Source organism: Pseudoalteromonas porphyrae (assembly GCF_001298125.1).
In the GTDB taxonomy this organism is placed as follows: domain Bacteria; phylum Pseudomonadota; class Gammaproteobacteria; order Enterobacterales; family Alteromonadaceae; genus Pseudoalteromonas; species Pseudoalteromonas neustonica.
The window spans coordinates 93,484-110,588 of sequence record NZ_LHPH01000012.1 but is presented as its reverse complement, the minus strand read 5'-3'; the positions used below and the strand labels follow the sequence as shown (position 1 = coordinate 110,588).

Here is a 17,105-nt window from a genome sequence, read left to right as displayed (position 1 = left end):
TTAATGCTTTTTTGGTCAATTTGTCAACGGATTAGGTAAAAATTAAATAATTTATTTGTAGAATTTTTACTCGAAACGCATAGATAAGTCGATAGATTGTAAGTTTTTTGTAAGTGCGCCACTGGAGATAAAATCAACCCCTGCTTGTGAGTAGGTTCGTAGTGTTTCTAAGGTCATATTACCAGAGACTTCTAATTTGGCGCGTTTATTGGTAAGTACAACCGCTTGTTGAATCTGCTCAACGCTAAAGTTATCAAGCATTATAATATCAGCACCGGCATTAATGGCTTGATCTAGCTCATGAAGTGATTCAACTTCTACCTCTACAGGTTTAGTTGGGTGATTTAGTTTTGCTTGAGCTACGGCTTTATCAATACCACCACAGGCGGCTATATGGTTTTCTTTAATTAAAAACGCATCAAATAAGCCTATACGGTGATTTTCCCCGCCACCACATTTAACTGCGTATTTTTGTAGGGCACGCATACCTGGAATCGTTTTACGAGTATCAAGTAATTGGGTGTGGGTGCCATAGAGCTCTTTTACGTAATGCGCGGTTGTTGTAGCAGTGCCTGAGAGTGTTTGCACAAAATTAAGTGCTGTACGCTCGGCGGTTAAAATCGCGCGTGCTGAACCTGATGCTGTAAATAGGGTGTCGTTAGCTTTTACCGTATCACCATCGTTTACCAGTACATTGACTGTGACGCTTGGATCAACTTGGCTGAATACTTCTATAATAATGTCTTTACCACAAAAAACGCAGTCTTCACGGGTGATCACTTTTGCATTGGCTTGTTGTGATGCTGGAATTAATTGCGCAGTGATATCGCCTTGCTCAGCAGTTTGATAATTTAAATCTTCATCAAGGGCAAGTTTAACGAGTTGGCTTAATAGGCTGTGTGGGATAGACATTATAAAAGCTCATTATAATTAGGAAATTGCACAAATTTTACATGGTTTGATGAGTGAATAGAAGAGCTATCAGCCGCCCAGCATATATTGTAGGTCGTCATTTATGGCGACAGTGTTTGTTATTTTAATGTTGGCGCGCTAAAACGCGACCTACAGGATCGTTTTCTAGTAATACGTAGGCGTGGGTTTATCTTGCGCAATTAAAGTTCTTTAAGTGACTAATTCACCACAGAGGACACTGAGTTCACAGAGAAGAAATAAGTGATGTTTTACTTTGGTTTCTCGGTGGTAAAGTAGCCATTGTCGCCATAAATGACGACCTACAGGATCGTTTTCTAGTAATACGTCGGCGTGGGTTTATCTTGCGCAATTAAAGTTCTTTAAGTGACTAATTCACCACAGAGGACACTGAGTTCACAGAGAAGAAATAAGTGATGTTTTACTTTGGTTTCTCGGTGGTAAAGTAGCCATTGTCGCCATAAATGACGACCTACAGGATCGTTAGTAATATGTAGGCGTGGGTTTATCTTGCGCAATTAAAGTTCTTTAAGTGACTAATTCACCACGGAGGACACTGAGTTCACAGAGAAGAAATAAGTGATGTTTTACTTTGGTTTCTCGGTGGTAAAGTAGCCATTGTCGCCATAAATGACGACCTACAGGATCGTTTTCTAGTAATACGTAGGCGTGGGTTTATCTTGCGCAATTAAAGTTCTTTAAGTGACTAATTCACCACAGAGGACACTGAGTTCACAGGGAAGAAATAAGTGATGTTTTACTTGGGTTTTCTCGGTGGTAAAATAGCCATTGTCGCCATAAATGACGACCTACAGGATCGTTTTCTAGTAATACGTAGGCGTGGGTTTATCTTGCGCAATTAAAGTTCTTTAAGTGACTAATTCACCACAGAGGACACTGAGTTCACAGAGAAGAAATAAGTGATGTTTTACTTGGGTTTTCTCGGTGTAGCGCGCAGCGCTTTTGCGCTCTCAGTAGTAAAAATGGCCATTGTCGCCATAAATGACGACCTACAGGATCGCGGTGCTAGCAATATAATATATAGGCGTGGGTTTACTCTGCTTAAATGTTAGGGCTGTCGCGGTATAAACCTGCTGCTACGTTTTATTACTTTGCTGTCATTGTGCTTAAAAATCTATTAGCATCTTGCTATGTACTTATTTACAGATACATTATGAAAATAAACTCTTTTGGCGTCGTTGATACGGCGATTCAGCGACCATGCACATATTTTGATGAGCGCCCGAATGATGAAGGTATTTCTTTATTGGTCATCCATAATATTTCTTTACCGGCAGGGCAGTTTGCTACGCCATATGTAGATGATTTATTTATGGGGTGTATTGATCATCAAGCTCACCCTAGCTTTAGTGATTTACAAGGTTTGAGAGTCTCTGCACATTGCTTTATTAAGCGCTGCGGTGAGATAGTACAATACGTACCTTTTAGTAAGCGCGCTTGGCACGCTGGGCGGTCTGAATTTTTAGGGCGCAGCCAGTGTAATGATTTTAGTATTGGTATTGAGCTTGAAGGGACTGATACAACGCCATATACCCAAAACCAATATAATGCATTACAATCCTTAACTAACGCATTGACTAATAAATATTCAGCGATTACTCAGGAGCGAATTGTTGGACATTGTGATATTGCGCCTGGACGAAAAAGTGATCCTGGTGAGAGTTTTGATTGGCAGTTTTATTTTGCCGGACTATTTTAAAAAGCGACAAGCTAAGAGACCGTTATGATTTTAATTTCTATTATTATCGCATTAATTTTAGAGCGCCTTGGTGCGCGATCAAATTATTGGCAAATTAGTCATTATGCACAGGGGTATTTATCTCGTTCTAAAAAGCAACTCAGTGATAAAGGAATGTTTAATTCTGCTCATGGGTTTTTAATTTGGCTTGTACTGCCAGTTATTGCGAGTGCGTTGGTGTATACCTTTTCTGATTTTGTATTATGGCAGTTAGTCGTTAATGTTGTGGTACTGCTTGTGTGTTTTGGCTGTGCTAAGCATCGAGTTTTATATAAATCTTATTTGAATGCTCTTACTCGTGGTGATAGTGAGGCTGCTACTTTGTATGCGTATCAAATGGGACAAAAGCGCACTGAAGATGAAGTTGGGGGAGAGAGCTTTGGGCAAACACTTGCGTGGATCAATTTTCGCTTCTATTGCGCTGTGATTTTTTGGTTTGTAGTGTTAGGTGTCCCCGGTGCAGTACTCTATGCATTAGTGCGTACTTACGGCGATATAGTACGCGAAGATCATAGCGTGGCGTATGCAAAACGGTTTAAGCTTATTCATACTTTATTATTTTGGCTTGATTGGCTACCTGCGAGAATTGCAAGCTTTGGTTATTTAGTAATAGGTAACTTCAATAAAGGAACGAGTTGTTGGTTACGCTATGTACTCGACTTTTCTGTGAGTAATCGTAAAGTTGTAACCAATACGGCATTAGCGGCTGAGCAAATTGAGCAGCAGCACTTTGGTTGTACCTATGAAGCTACGTGTATGGTGAAATTAGTAAAACGAAATGTATTGTTTTATTTGGTACTAATTGCATTGCTTACTTTGTTTGGTGGCTTAGCGTAAAGAAACAGCTGCTAGGTGTTGTATTTGTTTTGTGGGAACAGGCTTTAGCCGTGATTGTTCTAGATTTTGTGTTAAAGCCAATCGGCGCTAAAACGCTCTCCTACGATGGTATATAGCTGGCAGCTTCTTCTCATTTATTCTCTTTGTATAAAAGTTTTTTGGGTATTTATTGATAGTAAATAATCGGCTTCTCAGTGTTTAATTATCTGGTCAGACCATTTCGATTTGATATAAAAAACCTTTCCAAACACTCGCTTTACCTCATACTGTTTAATCTTTATGCTAAATGCGTTAGTCTGCTTTACAGGGCTCTGTCGTAGTGAAATTGACAGCAAACACGCTTTTTGATAACGTATGGCACAAATTTGGTATGACCAATTTACCTTTTGCTCCAGTTGCAGGTAGAAAACTATTTTTTAAGTCATTCCTATCACTATTACGGACGTCCATTAATGTCTTTAAAGATTAAAGCAGCAAAACTATCGGATGTTATTTTAGAGCAGCTTGAGAACATGATTCTTGAGGGCTCATTAGCACCAGGTGAAAAACTGCCGCCAGAGCGTGAATTAGCAAAGCAATTTGAAGTATCTCGACCTTCATTACGTGAAGCAATTCAAAAGCTAGAGGCTAAAGGCTTAGTAACACGTCGCCAAGGTGGCGGGACGTTTGTAAAAAATCAGCTAGAAGAAGGGTTGACGGATCCATTATTTGATTTGATCAGCAAGCACCCGGAATCGCAGTTTGATTTACTTGAGTTTCGCCATGCCTTAGAAGGAATTGCCGCATATTATGCCGCACTTCGTGGTACTGGCACCGACTTTGAGAAAGTGAAGCAAAGCTTTGATTATATCGCTTTAGCTGATGTTGATTTACAGCAAAAAGCCAAAGCAATTAATGCGTTTCATTTTAGTGTTGCTGAAGCGTCACATAATGTTGTGCTATTGCACTTAGTACGTGGCATGCAAGCGCTATTAGAGCAAAATGTATTACAAAATTTAACGGTGTTGTTAGAAAAACCGCATATTAGTAAGCAGTTGGCTCAGCATCGTCGTTTATTAATGGATGCAGTGATTGAAGGGAATCCTGAGCAAGCACGCCTTGCCAGTAATGCTCACTTAGCTTTCATTGAAGAAGCATTATTGGAAGCGGGCAAAGAGCATTCGCGGATTGAACGTAGTTTAAGACGCACCAAACAAAATTAAGTAAAGATTAATAATTTAAGCAAGCACTGACTGTAATATAGCAACGCTTTATACCACAGTGCTTATTAAGAACATTCGTATTTTAAACATAAGGAAACCTCCATATGTCTGAAGTCAATAAAATTGACGTAGACGCGCTAGAAACACAAGAGTGGTTACAAGCTCTTGAATCAGTTGTGCGCGAAGAAGGTGTTGAACGTGCTCAGTTTTTACTTGAGCAAGTATTAGAGCAAGCCCGTTTAGACGGTGTTGATATGCCAACAGGCATTAACACAAACTACGTTAATACGATCCCGGTTGATCAAGAACCTGCTTACCCAGGGGATGTAAACCTTGAACGCCGTATTCGTTCTATTATTCGTTGGAACGCAATCATGATTGTATTGCGTGCTTCGAAAAAAGACCTCGACTTAGGCGGCCATATGGCGTCTTATCAGTCATCGGCTGCGTTTTATGAAGTGTGTTTTAACCACTTCTTTAAAGCCCCTAATGATGTTGATGGCGGTGACTTAGTTTATTACCAAGGTCACATTTCTCCAGGTATTTATGCGCGTGCATTTGTTGAAGGGCGTTTATCAGCTGCACAGCTTGATAACTTCCGTCAAGAAGTTGATGGTGAAGGCATACCGTCTTACCCACACCCTAAATTAATGCCTGAATTTTGGCAATTCCCTACAGTATCAATGGGCCTAGGTCCAATCGCGTCTATTTATCAAGCGCGATTCTTAAAGTACTTAGATGGCCGTGGCTTAAAAGACACTAAAAATCAACGTGTATATGCGTTTTTAGGTGATGGCGAAATGGACGAGCCAGAATCACGTGGTGCTATTTCTTTCGCTGCGCGTGAAAAACTAGATAATCTGTGTTACCTAATTAACTGTAATTTACAGCGTTTAGATGGCCCAGTAATGGGTAACGGTAAAATCATCCAAGAGCTTGAAGGCTTATTTAAAGGCGCTGGCTGGAACGTTATTAAAGTAGTATGGGGCAGCGGTTGGGATATCTTACTTGCTAAAGATACTACCGGTAAGTTACTACAATTGATGAACGAAACCATCGATGGTGATTATCAAACATACAAAGCTAAAAATGGCGCGTACGTACGTGAACATTTCTTTGGTCGTTACCCTGAAACAGCGGCACTTGTTGCTGACATGACAGACGACGAGATTTTTGCTCTTAAGCGTGGTGGTCATGAACCATCAAAATTATACGCTGCATTTAAAAAAGCTGAGCAAACAAATGATCGTCCAACGGTTATCCTTGCTAAAACTGTAAAAGGTTACGGCATGGGTGAAGCGGCTGAAGGTAAGAATATTGCGCACCAAGTGAAAAAAATGGACATGTCACATGTGGCACATTTACGTTCACGCTTAGGTTTAGATGATTTAGTGTCTGAAGAGCAACTTGCAGAGCTACCTTATTTAGAACTTGAAGAAGGTTCGCCAGAGTACAAATACCTACATGCTCGCCGTGATGCATTGAAAGGTTACACGCCAAAACGTATTCCTAACTTTACTGAAAAGTTACAGCTACCAGAAGTAGAAGCATTTAAGCCATTACTTGATGAGCAAAAACGTGATATTTCTACCACGATGGGCTTTGTGCGTGCACTTAATATCTTATTAAAAGATAAGGGCATTGGTAAAAATATCGTACCAATTATTGCTGACGAAGCGCGTACGTTTGGTATGGAAGGTTTATTCCGTCAAATCGGTATTTATAACCCGCATGGCCAAAACTATACACCACAAGATCGTGATATCGTTTCTTACTATAAAGAAGCTACATCAGGTCAAGTACTGCAAGAAGGTATCAATGAGTTAGGTGCAATGTCGTCATGGGTTGCTGCTGCAACATCATACAGCACTAACGATTTACCAATGATCCCATTCTACATCTACTATTCAATGTTTGGTTTCCAACGTGTTGGCGACATGGCATGGATGGCAGGTGACCAACAAGCACGTGGTTTCTTATTAGGTGCTACAGCCGGTCGAACAACGCTAAATGGCGAAGGTTTACAGCACGAAGATGGTCACAGCCATATTCTTGCTAACACTGTGCCTAACTGTATCTCTTACGATCCAACCTATGCGTATGAAGTTGCGGTTATCATCCAAGATGGTATTCGTCGTATGTACGGTGAAGATCAAGAAAATATTTACTACTACTTAACGCTAATGAACGAAAACTATGCACAACCTGCTATGCCAGAAGGTGCTGAAGATGGTATTCGTAAAGGTATCTACAAGCTTGAAAGCTACGCGGGTAAAAAAGCCAACGTACAGTTATTAAGCTCAGGTACTATCATGACCGAAGTACGTAAAGCCGCAGCTATCTTAAGTGAAGATTACGGTATTGCATCTGATGTATTCTCTGTAACGTCATTCAATGAATTAACGCGCGAAGGTCAAGATGTTGAACGTTTCAACATGCTTAACCCTGAAGGCGAACAAAAAACTGCGTACATCACGAGCGTCTTAAATGATTCAGTGACTGTTGCCGCAACGGATTACATGAAAAACTACGCAGAGCAAGCGCGTTCGTTTATTCCAAGCAACAACTATAAAGTGTTAGGTACGGATGGTTACGGTCGTTCTGATAGCCGTGAGAATTTACGCCGTCACTTTGAAGTTAACGCCAGCTACGTAGTGGTTGCTACGTTATCTGAACTTGCTAAACGTGGTGAAGTTGAAAAGTCAGTTGTTGTTGAGGCGCTTAAAAAGTTCAACATCGACACTAACAAACTTAATCCACTGTACGCATAAGAGGTTTGCAATGAGTATTGAAATTAATGTACCAGATATCGGTGGCGATGAAGTCGAAGTAACCGAAATTCTAGTGAGCGTTGGTGACAAAGTTGAAGTTGACCAATCATTACTAACGGTTGAGGGTGATAAAGCCTCAATGGAAGTACCCGCTGCACAAGCCGGTACTGTAAAAGAAATTAAAGTAAATGTTGGTGATACGGTCACTACGGGGACTTTAGTATTCTTGTTTGAAGGCGAAGAGCAAGCATCAAGTGCTGCTCCCGCTGAACAAGCAAAAACTGAAGACGCAGCACCTGCTGCATCTTCAGGCTCAACGACTAAAGAAGTTACCGTACCAGATATCGGCGATGATGAAGTTGAAGTGACTGAGATTCTGGTTGCCGTTGGTGACACTGTTACTGAAGAGCAATCAATCTTAAATGTTGAAGGCGACAAAGCAGCGATGGAAGTTCCAGCGCCGTTTGCTGGGACAGTTAAAGAAATTAAAGTGGCAGCTGGCGACAAAGTAAAAACAGGTTCACTTGTGTTTGTTTTTGAAGTAGCTGGTAGTGAACCTGCACCTACGCAAGCAGAAAAAGCAGCGCCTGTACAAAGCTCAGCACCAAGCAGCAAAGAAGTAAACGTACCTGATATTGGTGGTGATGAAGTTGAAGTAACTGAAATTTTGGTTGCTGTTGGCGACAGCGTTACTGAAGATCAATCAATCTTAAACGTTGAAGGCGACAAAGCGGCAATGGAAGTACCAGCACCGTTTGCAGGTACTGTTAAAGAGATCAAAGTAGCCGCAGGCGATAAAGTATCGACCGGTTCACTTATCTTTGTATTTGAAGTTGCCGGTAGTGCACCTGCTGCATCTGCACCAGTAGAAAAAACCGCTCCAGCACCTGCAAAAGCAGAGTCAGCACCCGCGCCACAAGCAGCACCGGCAAAAGCCAGCAATGAAAGCTTTGAAAACAACAGCGCGTATGCGCATGCATCGCCAGTTGTACGTCGTTTAGCGCGTGAGTTTGGTATCAACCTTGCAAACGTGAAAGGCTCTGGCCGTAAAGGTCGTGTTGTTAAAGAAGACGTGCAAAACTATGTGAAAAACCTAGTTAAGCAAGTTGAGTCAGGTCAATTATCTGCAAGTAAAGGTAATGCTGACGGCGGTGAGCTTGGTTTAATTCCATGGCCAAAAGTTGATTTTGCTAAATTTGGTGAGATTGAAGAGAAGAAACTTTCTCGTATTCAAAAGCTATCGGGTAAAAACTTACACCGTAACTGGGTGCAAATTCCTCATGTTACTCAGTTTGATGAAGCTGATATCACCAGTCTTGAAGTCTTCCGTAAAGAACAAAATGCGCTTGCAGAGAAGAAAAAGCTAGGTGTTAAAATCACCCCGCTGGTATTTGTAATGAAAGCAGCAGCAAAAGCACTTGCTGAGTTCCCTACATTTAACTCTTCACTTTCTAATGATGGCGAAAGCTTAATCCTTAAAAAGTACATCAACATCGGTGTTGCGGTTGATACACCTAACGGTTTAGTTGTGCCAGTATTTAAAGATGTTGATAAAAAAGGCATCATTGAATTATCGCGTGAGCTGATGGAAGTATCGGTTAAAGCACGTGACGGCAAACTAACTTCGTCTGATATGCAAGGTGGTTGTTTTACAATTTCAAGCTTAGGCGGGATTGGTGGTACAGCCTTTACGCCAATCGTAAACGCGCCAGAAGTTGCTATTTTAGGTGTATCTAAGTCTGAAATGAAACCGAAATGGAATGGCAAAGAGTTTGAACCAAAATTAATGGTTCCACTTTCAATGTCATACGACCATAGGGTGATTGACGGAGCATTAGCTGCACGCTTTACTGTCACTCTTGCAAGTTACATGAGCGATATTCGCCAATTAGTAATGTAAGCAATTGGTGCATGTAGCTAAATAAATAGAATCAAATCCCAGCCAGTTGTTTTTTGCTGGGATTTTTACCATTTGCAATGATACAATCTTTGCACAAAGATCTGCTCTGATTTTCTGCCTTGCAGAAACTTGGCAGTTAAACTTTAGGGCAGTGTCCCGTTCAAACAATTAAGGTAATAGCATGAGCAACGAATTAAAAACTCAAGTTGTTGTACTAGGCGGTGGTCCTGGTGGTTACTCTGCAGCTTTCCGTGCTGCTGACTTGGGCTTAGAAGTTACATTAGTAGAATCTCGCGATACATTAGGCGGCGTATGTCTTAATGTTGGTTGTATCCCTTCAAAAGCACTTTTACACGTAGCTAAAGTAATTGATGATGCAGCAGCAATGGAATCTCATGGTGTTACTTTTGGCGCACCAAAAATTGACTTAGACCAAGTACGTTCTTGGAAAGATTCTGTAATCGGTCAGTTGACTGGTGGCCTAGACGGCATGGCTAAAATGCGTAAAGTAAAAGTGGTTTACGGTTACGGTAAATTCACTGGTAGCAACACTATCGCTGTTGAAGGCGCTGATGGCGCAACAACTATCACGTTCGATAATGCTATTATTGCAGCGGGTTCTCAGCCTGTTAACTTGCCTTTCATTCCACAAGATGACCGTGTAATTGATTCAACTGGCGCATTAGAACTTAAAGATGTACCAGAGAAACTACTTGTATTAGGTGGTGGTATTATTGGTCTTGAAATGGGTACTGTGTATCGTGCATTAGGTTCTGCAATCGATGTTGTAGAGTTTGCTGATCAATTAGTGCCTGCTGCCGACAAAGACATCATTAAGATTTACCAAAAATACGTGAGCAAAAAGTTCAACGTAATGTTATCAACTAAAGTTGTTGGCGTTGAAGCGAAAGACGATGGTCTTTATGTAACGTTTGAAGGTAAAAATGCACCAGCAGAGCCAGTACGTTATGACAAAGTGCTTGTAGCAGTTGGTCGTACACCAAACGGTAAATTACTTGATGCTGACAAAGCGGGCGTTAATGTTGATGAGCGTGGCTTTATTAATGTTGATAAGCAGCTTAAAACAAACGTTAGCAACATATTTGCAATTGGTGACATTGTTGGTCAACCAATGCTTGCACATAAAGCGGTTCATGAAGGTCATGTTGCTGCTGAAGTTATCTCAGGTCAAAAACACTTCTTTGATCCTAAATGCATACCTTCAATTGCCTATACTGATCCAGAAATCGCGTGGGTTGGTGTAACTGAGAAAGAAGCAAAAGAGCAAGGCCTAAGCATTGAAACTGCGGTATTCCCGTGGGCTGCATCAGGTCGTGCAATTGCATCTGCTCGTACTGAAGGTTCAACTAAGCTGATCTTTGATAAAGAAAGTGGCCGTGTTATCGGTGGTGCTATGATTGGTATTAACGCAGGCGAAATGCTTGGCGAAATCGGCTTAGCAGTTGAAATGGGCGCAGATGGCGAAGACTTAGCGCTTACTATTCACGCTCACCCAACATTGAACGAATCAATCGGCCTAGCAGCTGAGATTTTTGAAGGTTCAATCACTGATTTACCAAACAAAAAAGCAGTTAAAAAGAAGAAGTAAGTTCTTTTAGTTAATTGTTTAAAAACCCAAGCCTCGGCTTGGGTTTTTTGTTTTGATTATACCCGTCAGCCGTCAGCCGTCAGCCGTCAGCTAAAGATAGGCCTTCTTGACACGTAAGCTGAACTGGGCAAAACTTTGATAGCTGATAGCTGATAGCTGATAGCTGATAGCTGATAGCTGATAGCTGATAGCTGATAGCTGATAGCTGATAGCTGATAGCTGATAGCTGATAGCTGATAGCTGATAGCTGATAGCTGATAGCTGATAGCTGATAGCTGATAGCTGATAGCTGATAGCTGATATCAATTCCCACTGACTTTAGCTATAATACGCGCCGATCAATTTTTAGGTATAAAGCTTGTGATTAACCGCTCTTCTAATTCAGTACTTGCCTTGCGCGCCCAGCAAATTAGTGAATCTCGTCGGGAGTTTAATGCCCGTGGCGGCAAAATGGATCGCTGTGAGCAATGTTTAATTGCAAAGCATTATTGCATTTGTGACGGTGTAGAGCAGGCAAACTGTGAGGCCGCTGTATGTATGCTGATGTACCACAATGAAAGTTTTAAACCTTCTAATACCGGTCGTTTGATTGCTGAAATAGTTCCTGACAATTATGCTTTTCGTTGGGATAGAACCGAGCCCGATCTTAAACTTTTAGCGCTGTTAAATGATCCACAATATCAACCTATGGTGATATTTCCAGCTTCAGATATTGAAAACCCTGCACGAGTTGTTACCGAGGTGGAGCATCAACCAAATAAACGTCCTTTGTTTATCTTTTTAGATGGCACATGGCGCGAAGCAAAAAAAATGATTCGTAAAAGCCCTTACTTAGATAATTTACCTGTGCTGTCGATCACTGCTGACAAGCTATCTGATTATCGCCTGCGTGTTGCCCCTCACGCTCATCAACTTGGTACCGCTGAAGTGGCTATTATGGTATTAGCATTGGCAGGTGAATTAGATGCATCTAATAAACTCGAGCAGCATTTTATGAAGTTTCGCGACGCGTACTTATTAGGTAAGCGCAACAAAGGCCGACCACAATAACGAGTAAATTTAAACGCTGTATACCCAAACCACCTCGAGATGCAGACTTCAGCGTTTCACAGGTGTTTAATATCAAGGCGTTATTTTGTAACAATGGCAGTCCTTTTTAAGAAGTAACAACGATGAGAGTAAGCGCCTGTGAAATGCCCAACGAGTTGGTTTAAATGCGATTTATACTGCGTTACTTTTATAAGGGATTGATTTTAATAATAGAACCATTATGACTTGCAATCAATGCCTGCCTTAATCGCTTTTAATTCCAACTGAAACTGCATTTTGAGGTGGCTTGGGTAATAAGAAGTAAACCCGTATTAAAATGCTATGCATAACAATAGCAAAATAGTTTAATATTTTTTGATAGCTGATAGCTGATAGCTGATAGCTGATAGCTGATAGCTGATAGCTGATAGCTGATAGCTGATAGCTGATAGCTTTATTCAGGCAAAAGAAAAGCGCGAACTATCTCTAGTCGCGCTTGCGGAATCTTCTAATTTTCTGCATCCTGCAATTGAACTTAATCAACTCCTAAACTTTACAATTCCATGTGATCACGCTGTTACTTATTCGTTCTGCGTGATTTAGGCTATCCGGGCCTATATCCAAGTAGTATCCATTCATCCATATCGGTAAAATCTATTACCCGTCCTTTATGCATCAATCCTAATGCTATCCATTTATTAAACAGTTCCATTGCGTTGCCTTTAAGGCCTGTCCGTCTATCCGTTTTTACAACATCCTGTAAACAACCTTCTTACGAACCCTGTTGTTAATCCATTACACATCATCCTGATGCTATCCATTTATTAACAGTTCCATTGCGTTACCCTTAAGGCCTGTCCATTCGTCCGCTTTTATAACATCCTGTATAACAACCCTCTTACGAGCCCTGTTGTTAATCCTTTTCGCATCATCTTGATGCTGTCCATATATTTACTATCCATAGTGTTGCTCATCCTGAGCCTGTCCATAATTCCATTTTTTCCTAACGTAACCTAAAATCCGAGGTTTATGAGTAATCATTCCTTGTCCGTTTACTCATTTAAGCCTAACTGCTTAACCGATGAAGTAAGTATAGAGCCTTTTAGCAAACAAAATAGTGGTCAAATCGGATGTAAAATATGGCTATTGAAACAACAAATAAATATAACCCTTAAATTTCAATGTTTTAGTTTGTTTTTTGATGGCTTTTCTGAGGTTTTATACTCAATGACTGGCACGATCGTAAGAGATATCTCACACGCAATTTCCATTATGGTTGTCAGGCATATTTAATGAGTGCACTTTAAATGGAGAAAAGGTATTATTTCATGATAATAGTTATTATTTAAGTGGAAGCGATATATGAAAAAGACGTTAGCAATTTTGGTTGGGTTAACCGTGGCAGCACCTGCATTTGCAGATGATGCGGTAAATATTTATTCTTTTCGTCAACCATTCTTAATTCAACCAATCTTAGATGATTTTACTAAGCAAACCGGTATTAAAACCAATGTGGTATTTGCTAAAAAAGGCTTAATTGAACGTGTTAAACGCGAAGGGAAGCATAGCCAAGCTGATTTAGTTCTAACTTCTAATTTTAGTGATTTAGTACAATTAGATGAGCTAAATTTAACTCAAACAATCAATAGCGAAACAGTCAACCGCAACGTGCCTGCTAAATTTCGTGATGTTGAAGGCCAGTGGATTGCATTAACCAAACGCGTACGTAATGTATATTCATCAAAAGAGCGTGTTGGTGCACTACCGCATTTAAGTTACGAAGAGTTGGCTTTACCTAAATACAAAGGTAAGTTATGCACACGCTCTGGTAAACACCCTTATAACCTAGGTTTAGTTGCATCAATGATTGCGCATCATGGTGAAGCACAAGCAAAAACATGGCTTGAAGGTGTTAAAGCAAACTTAGCGCGTAAGCCACAAGGTAATGATCGCGGGCAAGTTAAGGCCGTTAAAGAGGGATTGTGTGATATCGCGTTAGGTAACAGTTACTACTTTGGTAAGATGATTGAAGACCCAGCACAAAAACCATGGGCAGATGCTGTACATATAAACTTCCCAAATCAAGATAATAGAGGCTCACATATCAATGTTTCTGGTGTAGTTATGACTAAGTACGCTAAAAACTCTGAAAATGCCTTGAAACTTATAGAGTTTATGACCGACAATAAGGCACAGAATACATATGCGTCGGTTAATATGGAATATCCGGTTAAACCTGGCGTTGAATTATCAAGTTTAGTTGCGTCTTGGGGAAGCTTTAAGGAAGATAGCTTGCCACTTGATGAAATTAGCAAATATCGTCCGTTAGCGCTTAAGCTAATAGATGAGGTGAAGTTCGATCTTTAATGAGTTTTAAATTTTCGTTGTCGCGATGGCAATCTTTCGCGTGGGTTATTGGCACCGTGCTAGTAACCCCGCTGTGTTTTCTTCTTTTTGAATCTCTACAGGGGGATTCAGAGGTGTTTAGTCACCTCTGGGAAACCGTGTTATGGGATTACATCCGCAATACTTTGGTGCTTATTTTTGGAGTGGCTGTTGTCAGCTGTGCGATTGCACTCCCGCTTGGTTGGTTAACGGCTTATTGTGATTTCCCCGGACGAAAGCAGTTTGAATGGGCACTAATGCTCCCTCTTGCGATGCCAACGTACATTATTGCTTATGTATATACTGATTTGTTTGATTATGCCGGACCTGTGCAAATAGCGCTGCGTGATTGGTTTAATTGGCAGTCCCCAGACGACTACTGGTTTTTTGATATTCGTACCTTACCCGGCGCGATTATGATGATTGCTTTAGTGCTTTATCCTTACCTTTATTTGATTTTTAAAACAGCGTTGCGTGAGCAGTCATTTAAATTAGTGCAAGCAAGTCAATTGATGGGGCTATCACCTAGGCAAAGTTTTTTTAAAGTGAGCTTGCCGCTTGCTCGTGGTGCTATTGTCGCCGCTCTTGCACTTATAAGTATGGAGACAATGGCTGATTTTGCTACTGTTAACTACTTTGCTGTGAGCACTTTAACAACGGCTGTGTATGACACATGGCTAGGGTATTACTCACTAACTGCGGCTGCAAAAATTTCAGGCATTATGCTGCTTATTTTATTTATTGCTCTGATGATGGAGCGCTTTAGCCGTCGTGATCAAGCCGTATTTGAGCGCCAATCAGGGGTTAATAGTGATGCACTATATAGCCTTAAAGGGAAGCATGCCTGGTGTGCGACTACATTTTGTTGTGTAGTGTTGTTTTTTGCGTTTTTACTGCCTGTGGCAGTGTTGGTAGGTTATGCCATTTCGTATGCTGAACAAGCATGGAGTGATCAGTTTTTCCTTTATGCATGGCAGAGCTTTAAGGTGGCAGCTATTGTTAGCATCATTACCATCGGCTTGAGTTTGTTAGTGGTTTTTTATCAGCGAATAGCGAAGCAACAGTACCCGTTAATACCTGGGCGCTTAGCGAGTACCGGGTATGCTTTACCAGGTACCGTACTTGCAATTGCAGTACTATTACCCCTAACTTTATTAGATGATAAATTAAATGCGTGGTTAGAGCCGCTTGGATTTGTGCCAGGACTGTTATTAAGTGGCACTTTGTTTGCAATTATATTTGCATACGTTGTACGCTTTTATGCCATTGCCCATGGTGCAATAGAATCCAGTTTTATGCGCATTAGCCCATCGCTTGATATGGCGAGTCAATCCATGGGGCAAAGCCAAGGTAAAACTTTGCGCAAGGTACATATACCGTTGTTACGTCGTGGTATTTTAACCGCAGGGTTACTAGTATTTATTGAATGCATGAAAGAGTTACCAGCCGCTTTATTATTAAGGCCTTTTAATTTTGAAACATTAGCAACACATGTATTCCAATACGTTAGTGATGAGCAATTAGAGTTGGCCTCTATTTCAGCGTTATCGATAGTCGTAGTAGGGTTAATTCCTTTGTATTTTGTTAATCGCTCAATGGAGCAACGTAGTTAAATGAGCAGTTTAGTCTTAGATAATTTATCGTATCAGTATAACGGCACCGCAGTGATTGAAAATCTAGATTTAACTGTCGCCAAAGATGAGATCGTTTGTTTGCTTGGTGCAAGTGGTTGTGGAAAGACCACGACATTAAAAGCAATAGCAGGGTTAATAGAAGCCAAGCAAGGTAAAGTCTTTATTGATGGTAAGTTGGTAAGTGATGAGCAGTTATTTTTGGCGCCAGAGTATCGTAATATCGGTATGATGTTTCAAGATTATGCATTGTTCCCACATTTAACAGTGGCTGATAATATTGCATTTGGGTTAGCTAAAATGCCAAAAGCACAAAAGCAGCAACGTGTTGATGAAATGCTTGAATTGGTGCATTTAATTGGTTGTGCTAAACGTTTTCCACACCAATTGTCTGGCGGCCAGCAGCAGCGAGTCGCGATTGCGAGGGCACTCGCTTATAAACCTAGTTTATTATTATTAGATGAACCATTTTCAAATATTGATACCCAAGTACGATTTGAATTAATTGCTGATATCCGTCGTATTATTAAAGCGCAGCGCGTGTCTGCAGTATTTGTTACACACTCAAAAGAGGAAGCATTTGCATTCTCTGACACTTTGGCGGTGATGCATCGCGGAAAAATTGCTCAACAGGGCACCGCTGAGCAACTTTTTAGCTCTCCGAGTTCAAAGGTGGTTGCAGAGTTTCTAGGTCAAGGCATATACTTGGACGCAGAAGCATTAACGGCAACTGAATATAATACTGCATACGGGCGTGTTGAATCATTTGCTGCACGAGGTTCTCAGGCTCAACTAGGTCAGATATATATTCGCCCACATCACCTTTTATTAACCGCGGTTTCAATAGGTGAGGAGGGTATTAATACAGTAACTATTATCAATAGTCGCTTTATTGGCTCCCATTATGTTTATAAAGTGATGATTGCACAGCAAGAAATAGAAGTTGCAGCTCAATTAGACCAGTCATTTAAAGAGAATGATCAGGTTACAATAAAAATAAAACCGCACACGGTAAACTTTTTCGCTAGTTAGAGTAGTGACTTTTTATTTTA

12 protein-coding genes are annotated in these 17,105 nt (G+C 40.8%); 10 read left to right on the top strand and 2 right to left on the bottom strand.

What is annotated here, in order from left to right:
• Positions 1 to 66: 66 nt before the first annotated feature.
• Positions 67 to 912 carry a carboxylating nicotinate-nucleotide diphosphorylase gene (gene nadC / locus ADS77_RS11865; protein WP_054454583.1) on the bottom strand — a complete coding sequence of 282 codons (846 nt, stop codon included), beginning with the start codon at positions 910 to 912 and terminating at the stop codon, positions 67 to 69.
• A 1,192-nt stretch (positions 913 to 2,104) separates the two neighbouring features.
• On the opposite strand from nadC, the gene ampD reads away from it, so the two are divergent.
• The 6 genes from ampD (at position 2,105) to lpdA (ending at position 11,008) form a co-directional block, all read left to right on the top strand.
• Positions 2,105 to 2,650, top strand: coding sequence for a 1,6-anhydro-N-acetylmuramyl-L-alanine amidase AmpD (ampD, locus tag ADS77_RS11860; RefSeq protein WP_054203190.1), 546 nt, complete (start codon positions 2,105 to 2,107; stop codon positions 2,648 to 2,650).
• A gap of 24 nt (positions 2,651 to 2,674) precedes the next feature.
• Positions 2,675 to 3,526, top strand: coding sequence for a beta-lactamase regulator AmpE (ampE, locus tag ADS77_RS11855; protein WP_054203086.1), 852 nt, complete (start codon positions 2,675 to 2,677; stop codon positions 3,524 to 3,526).
• A gap of 452 nt (positions 3,527 to 3,978) precedes the next feature.
• Positions 3,979 to 4,728: a pyruvate dehydrogenase complex transcriptional repressor PdhR gene (pdhR, locus tag ADS77_RS11850; protein WP_054203087.1), complete on the top strand. Its 750-nt coding sequence runs from the start codon at positions 3,979 to 3,981 to the stop codon at positions 4,726 to 4,728.
• A gap of 104 nt (positions 4,729 to 4,832) precedes the next feature.
• Complete coding sequence (gene aceE, locus ADS77_RS11845; RefSeq protein WP_054454581.1) at positions 4,833 to 7,499, top strand: pyruvate dehydrogenase (acetyl-transferring), homodimeric type; 2,667 nt, start codon at positions 4,833 to 4,835, stop codon at positions 7,497 to 7,499.
• Between the two features lie 10 nt (positions 7,500 to 7,509).
• Positions 7,510 to 9,399, top strand: a complete 1,890-nt coding sequence (gene aceF, locus ADS77_RS11840) for a pyruvate dehydrogenase complex dihydrolipoyllysine-residue acetyltransferase (RefSeq protein ID WP_054454579.1) — start codon at positions 7,510 to 7,512, stop codon at positions 9,397 to 9,399.
• A 181-nt stretch (positions 9,400 to 9,580) separates the two neighbouring features.
• Positions 9,581 to 11,008 carry a dihydrolipoyl dehydrogenase gene (lpdA, locus tag ADS77_RS11835; RefSeq protein ID WP_054203090.1) on the top strand — a complete coding sequence of 476 codons (1,428 nt, stop codon included), beginning with the start codon at positions 9,581 to 9,583 and terminating at the stop codon, positions 11,006 to 11,008.
• 79 nt (positions 11,009 to 11,087) lie between these two features.
• Here the strand turns inward: lpdA and ADS77_RS11830 are convergent, their stop codons facing one another.
• Entirely contained in the window at positions 11,088 to 11,321 is a 234-nt protein-coding gene (locus tag ADS77_RS11830) for a hypothetical protein (RefSeq protein WP_161803883.1), read from the bottom strand.
• Positions 11,322 to 11,368: 47 nt separating this feature from the next.
• Between ADS77_RS11830 and ADS77_RS11825 the strand changes: the two genes are divergently transcribed.
• The 4 genes from ADS77_RS11825 (at position 11,369) to ADS77_RS11810 (ending at position 17,085) form a co-directional block, all read left to right on the top strand.
• Complete coding sequence (locus tag ADS77_RS11825) at positions 11,369 to 12,058, top strand: tRNA-uridine aminocarboxypropyltransferase (protein WP_054203091.1); 690 nt, start codon at positions 11,369 to 11,371, stop codon at positions 12,056 to 12,058.
• Between the two features lie 1,341 nt (positions 12,059 to 13,399).
• Positions 13,400 to 14,404, top strand: a complete 1,005-nt coding sequence (locus ADS77_RS11820; RefSeq protein ID WP_054203092.1) for a Fe(3+) ABC transporter substrate-binding protein — start codon at positions 13,400 to 13,402, stop codon at positions 14,402 to 14,404.
• Positions 14,404 to 16,035: an ABC transporter permease gene (locus ADS77_RS11815; protein ID WP_054203093.1), complete on the top strand. Its 1,632-nt coding sequence runs from the start codon at positions 14,404 to 14,406 to the stop codon at positions 16,033 to 16,035. The genes ADS77_RS11820 and ADS77_RS11815 overlap by 1 nt, the downstream gene beginning before the upstream one ends.
• Positions 16,036 to 17,085, top strand: coding sequence for an ABC transporter ATP-binding protein (locus ADS77_RS11810; protein ID WP_054454577.1), 1,050 nt, complete (start codon positions 16,036 to 16,038; stop codon positions 17,083 to 17,085).
• The last annotated feature ends 20 nt before the right edge of the window (positions 17,086 to 17,105 follow it).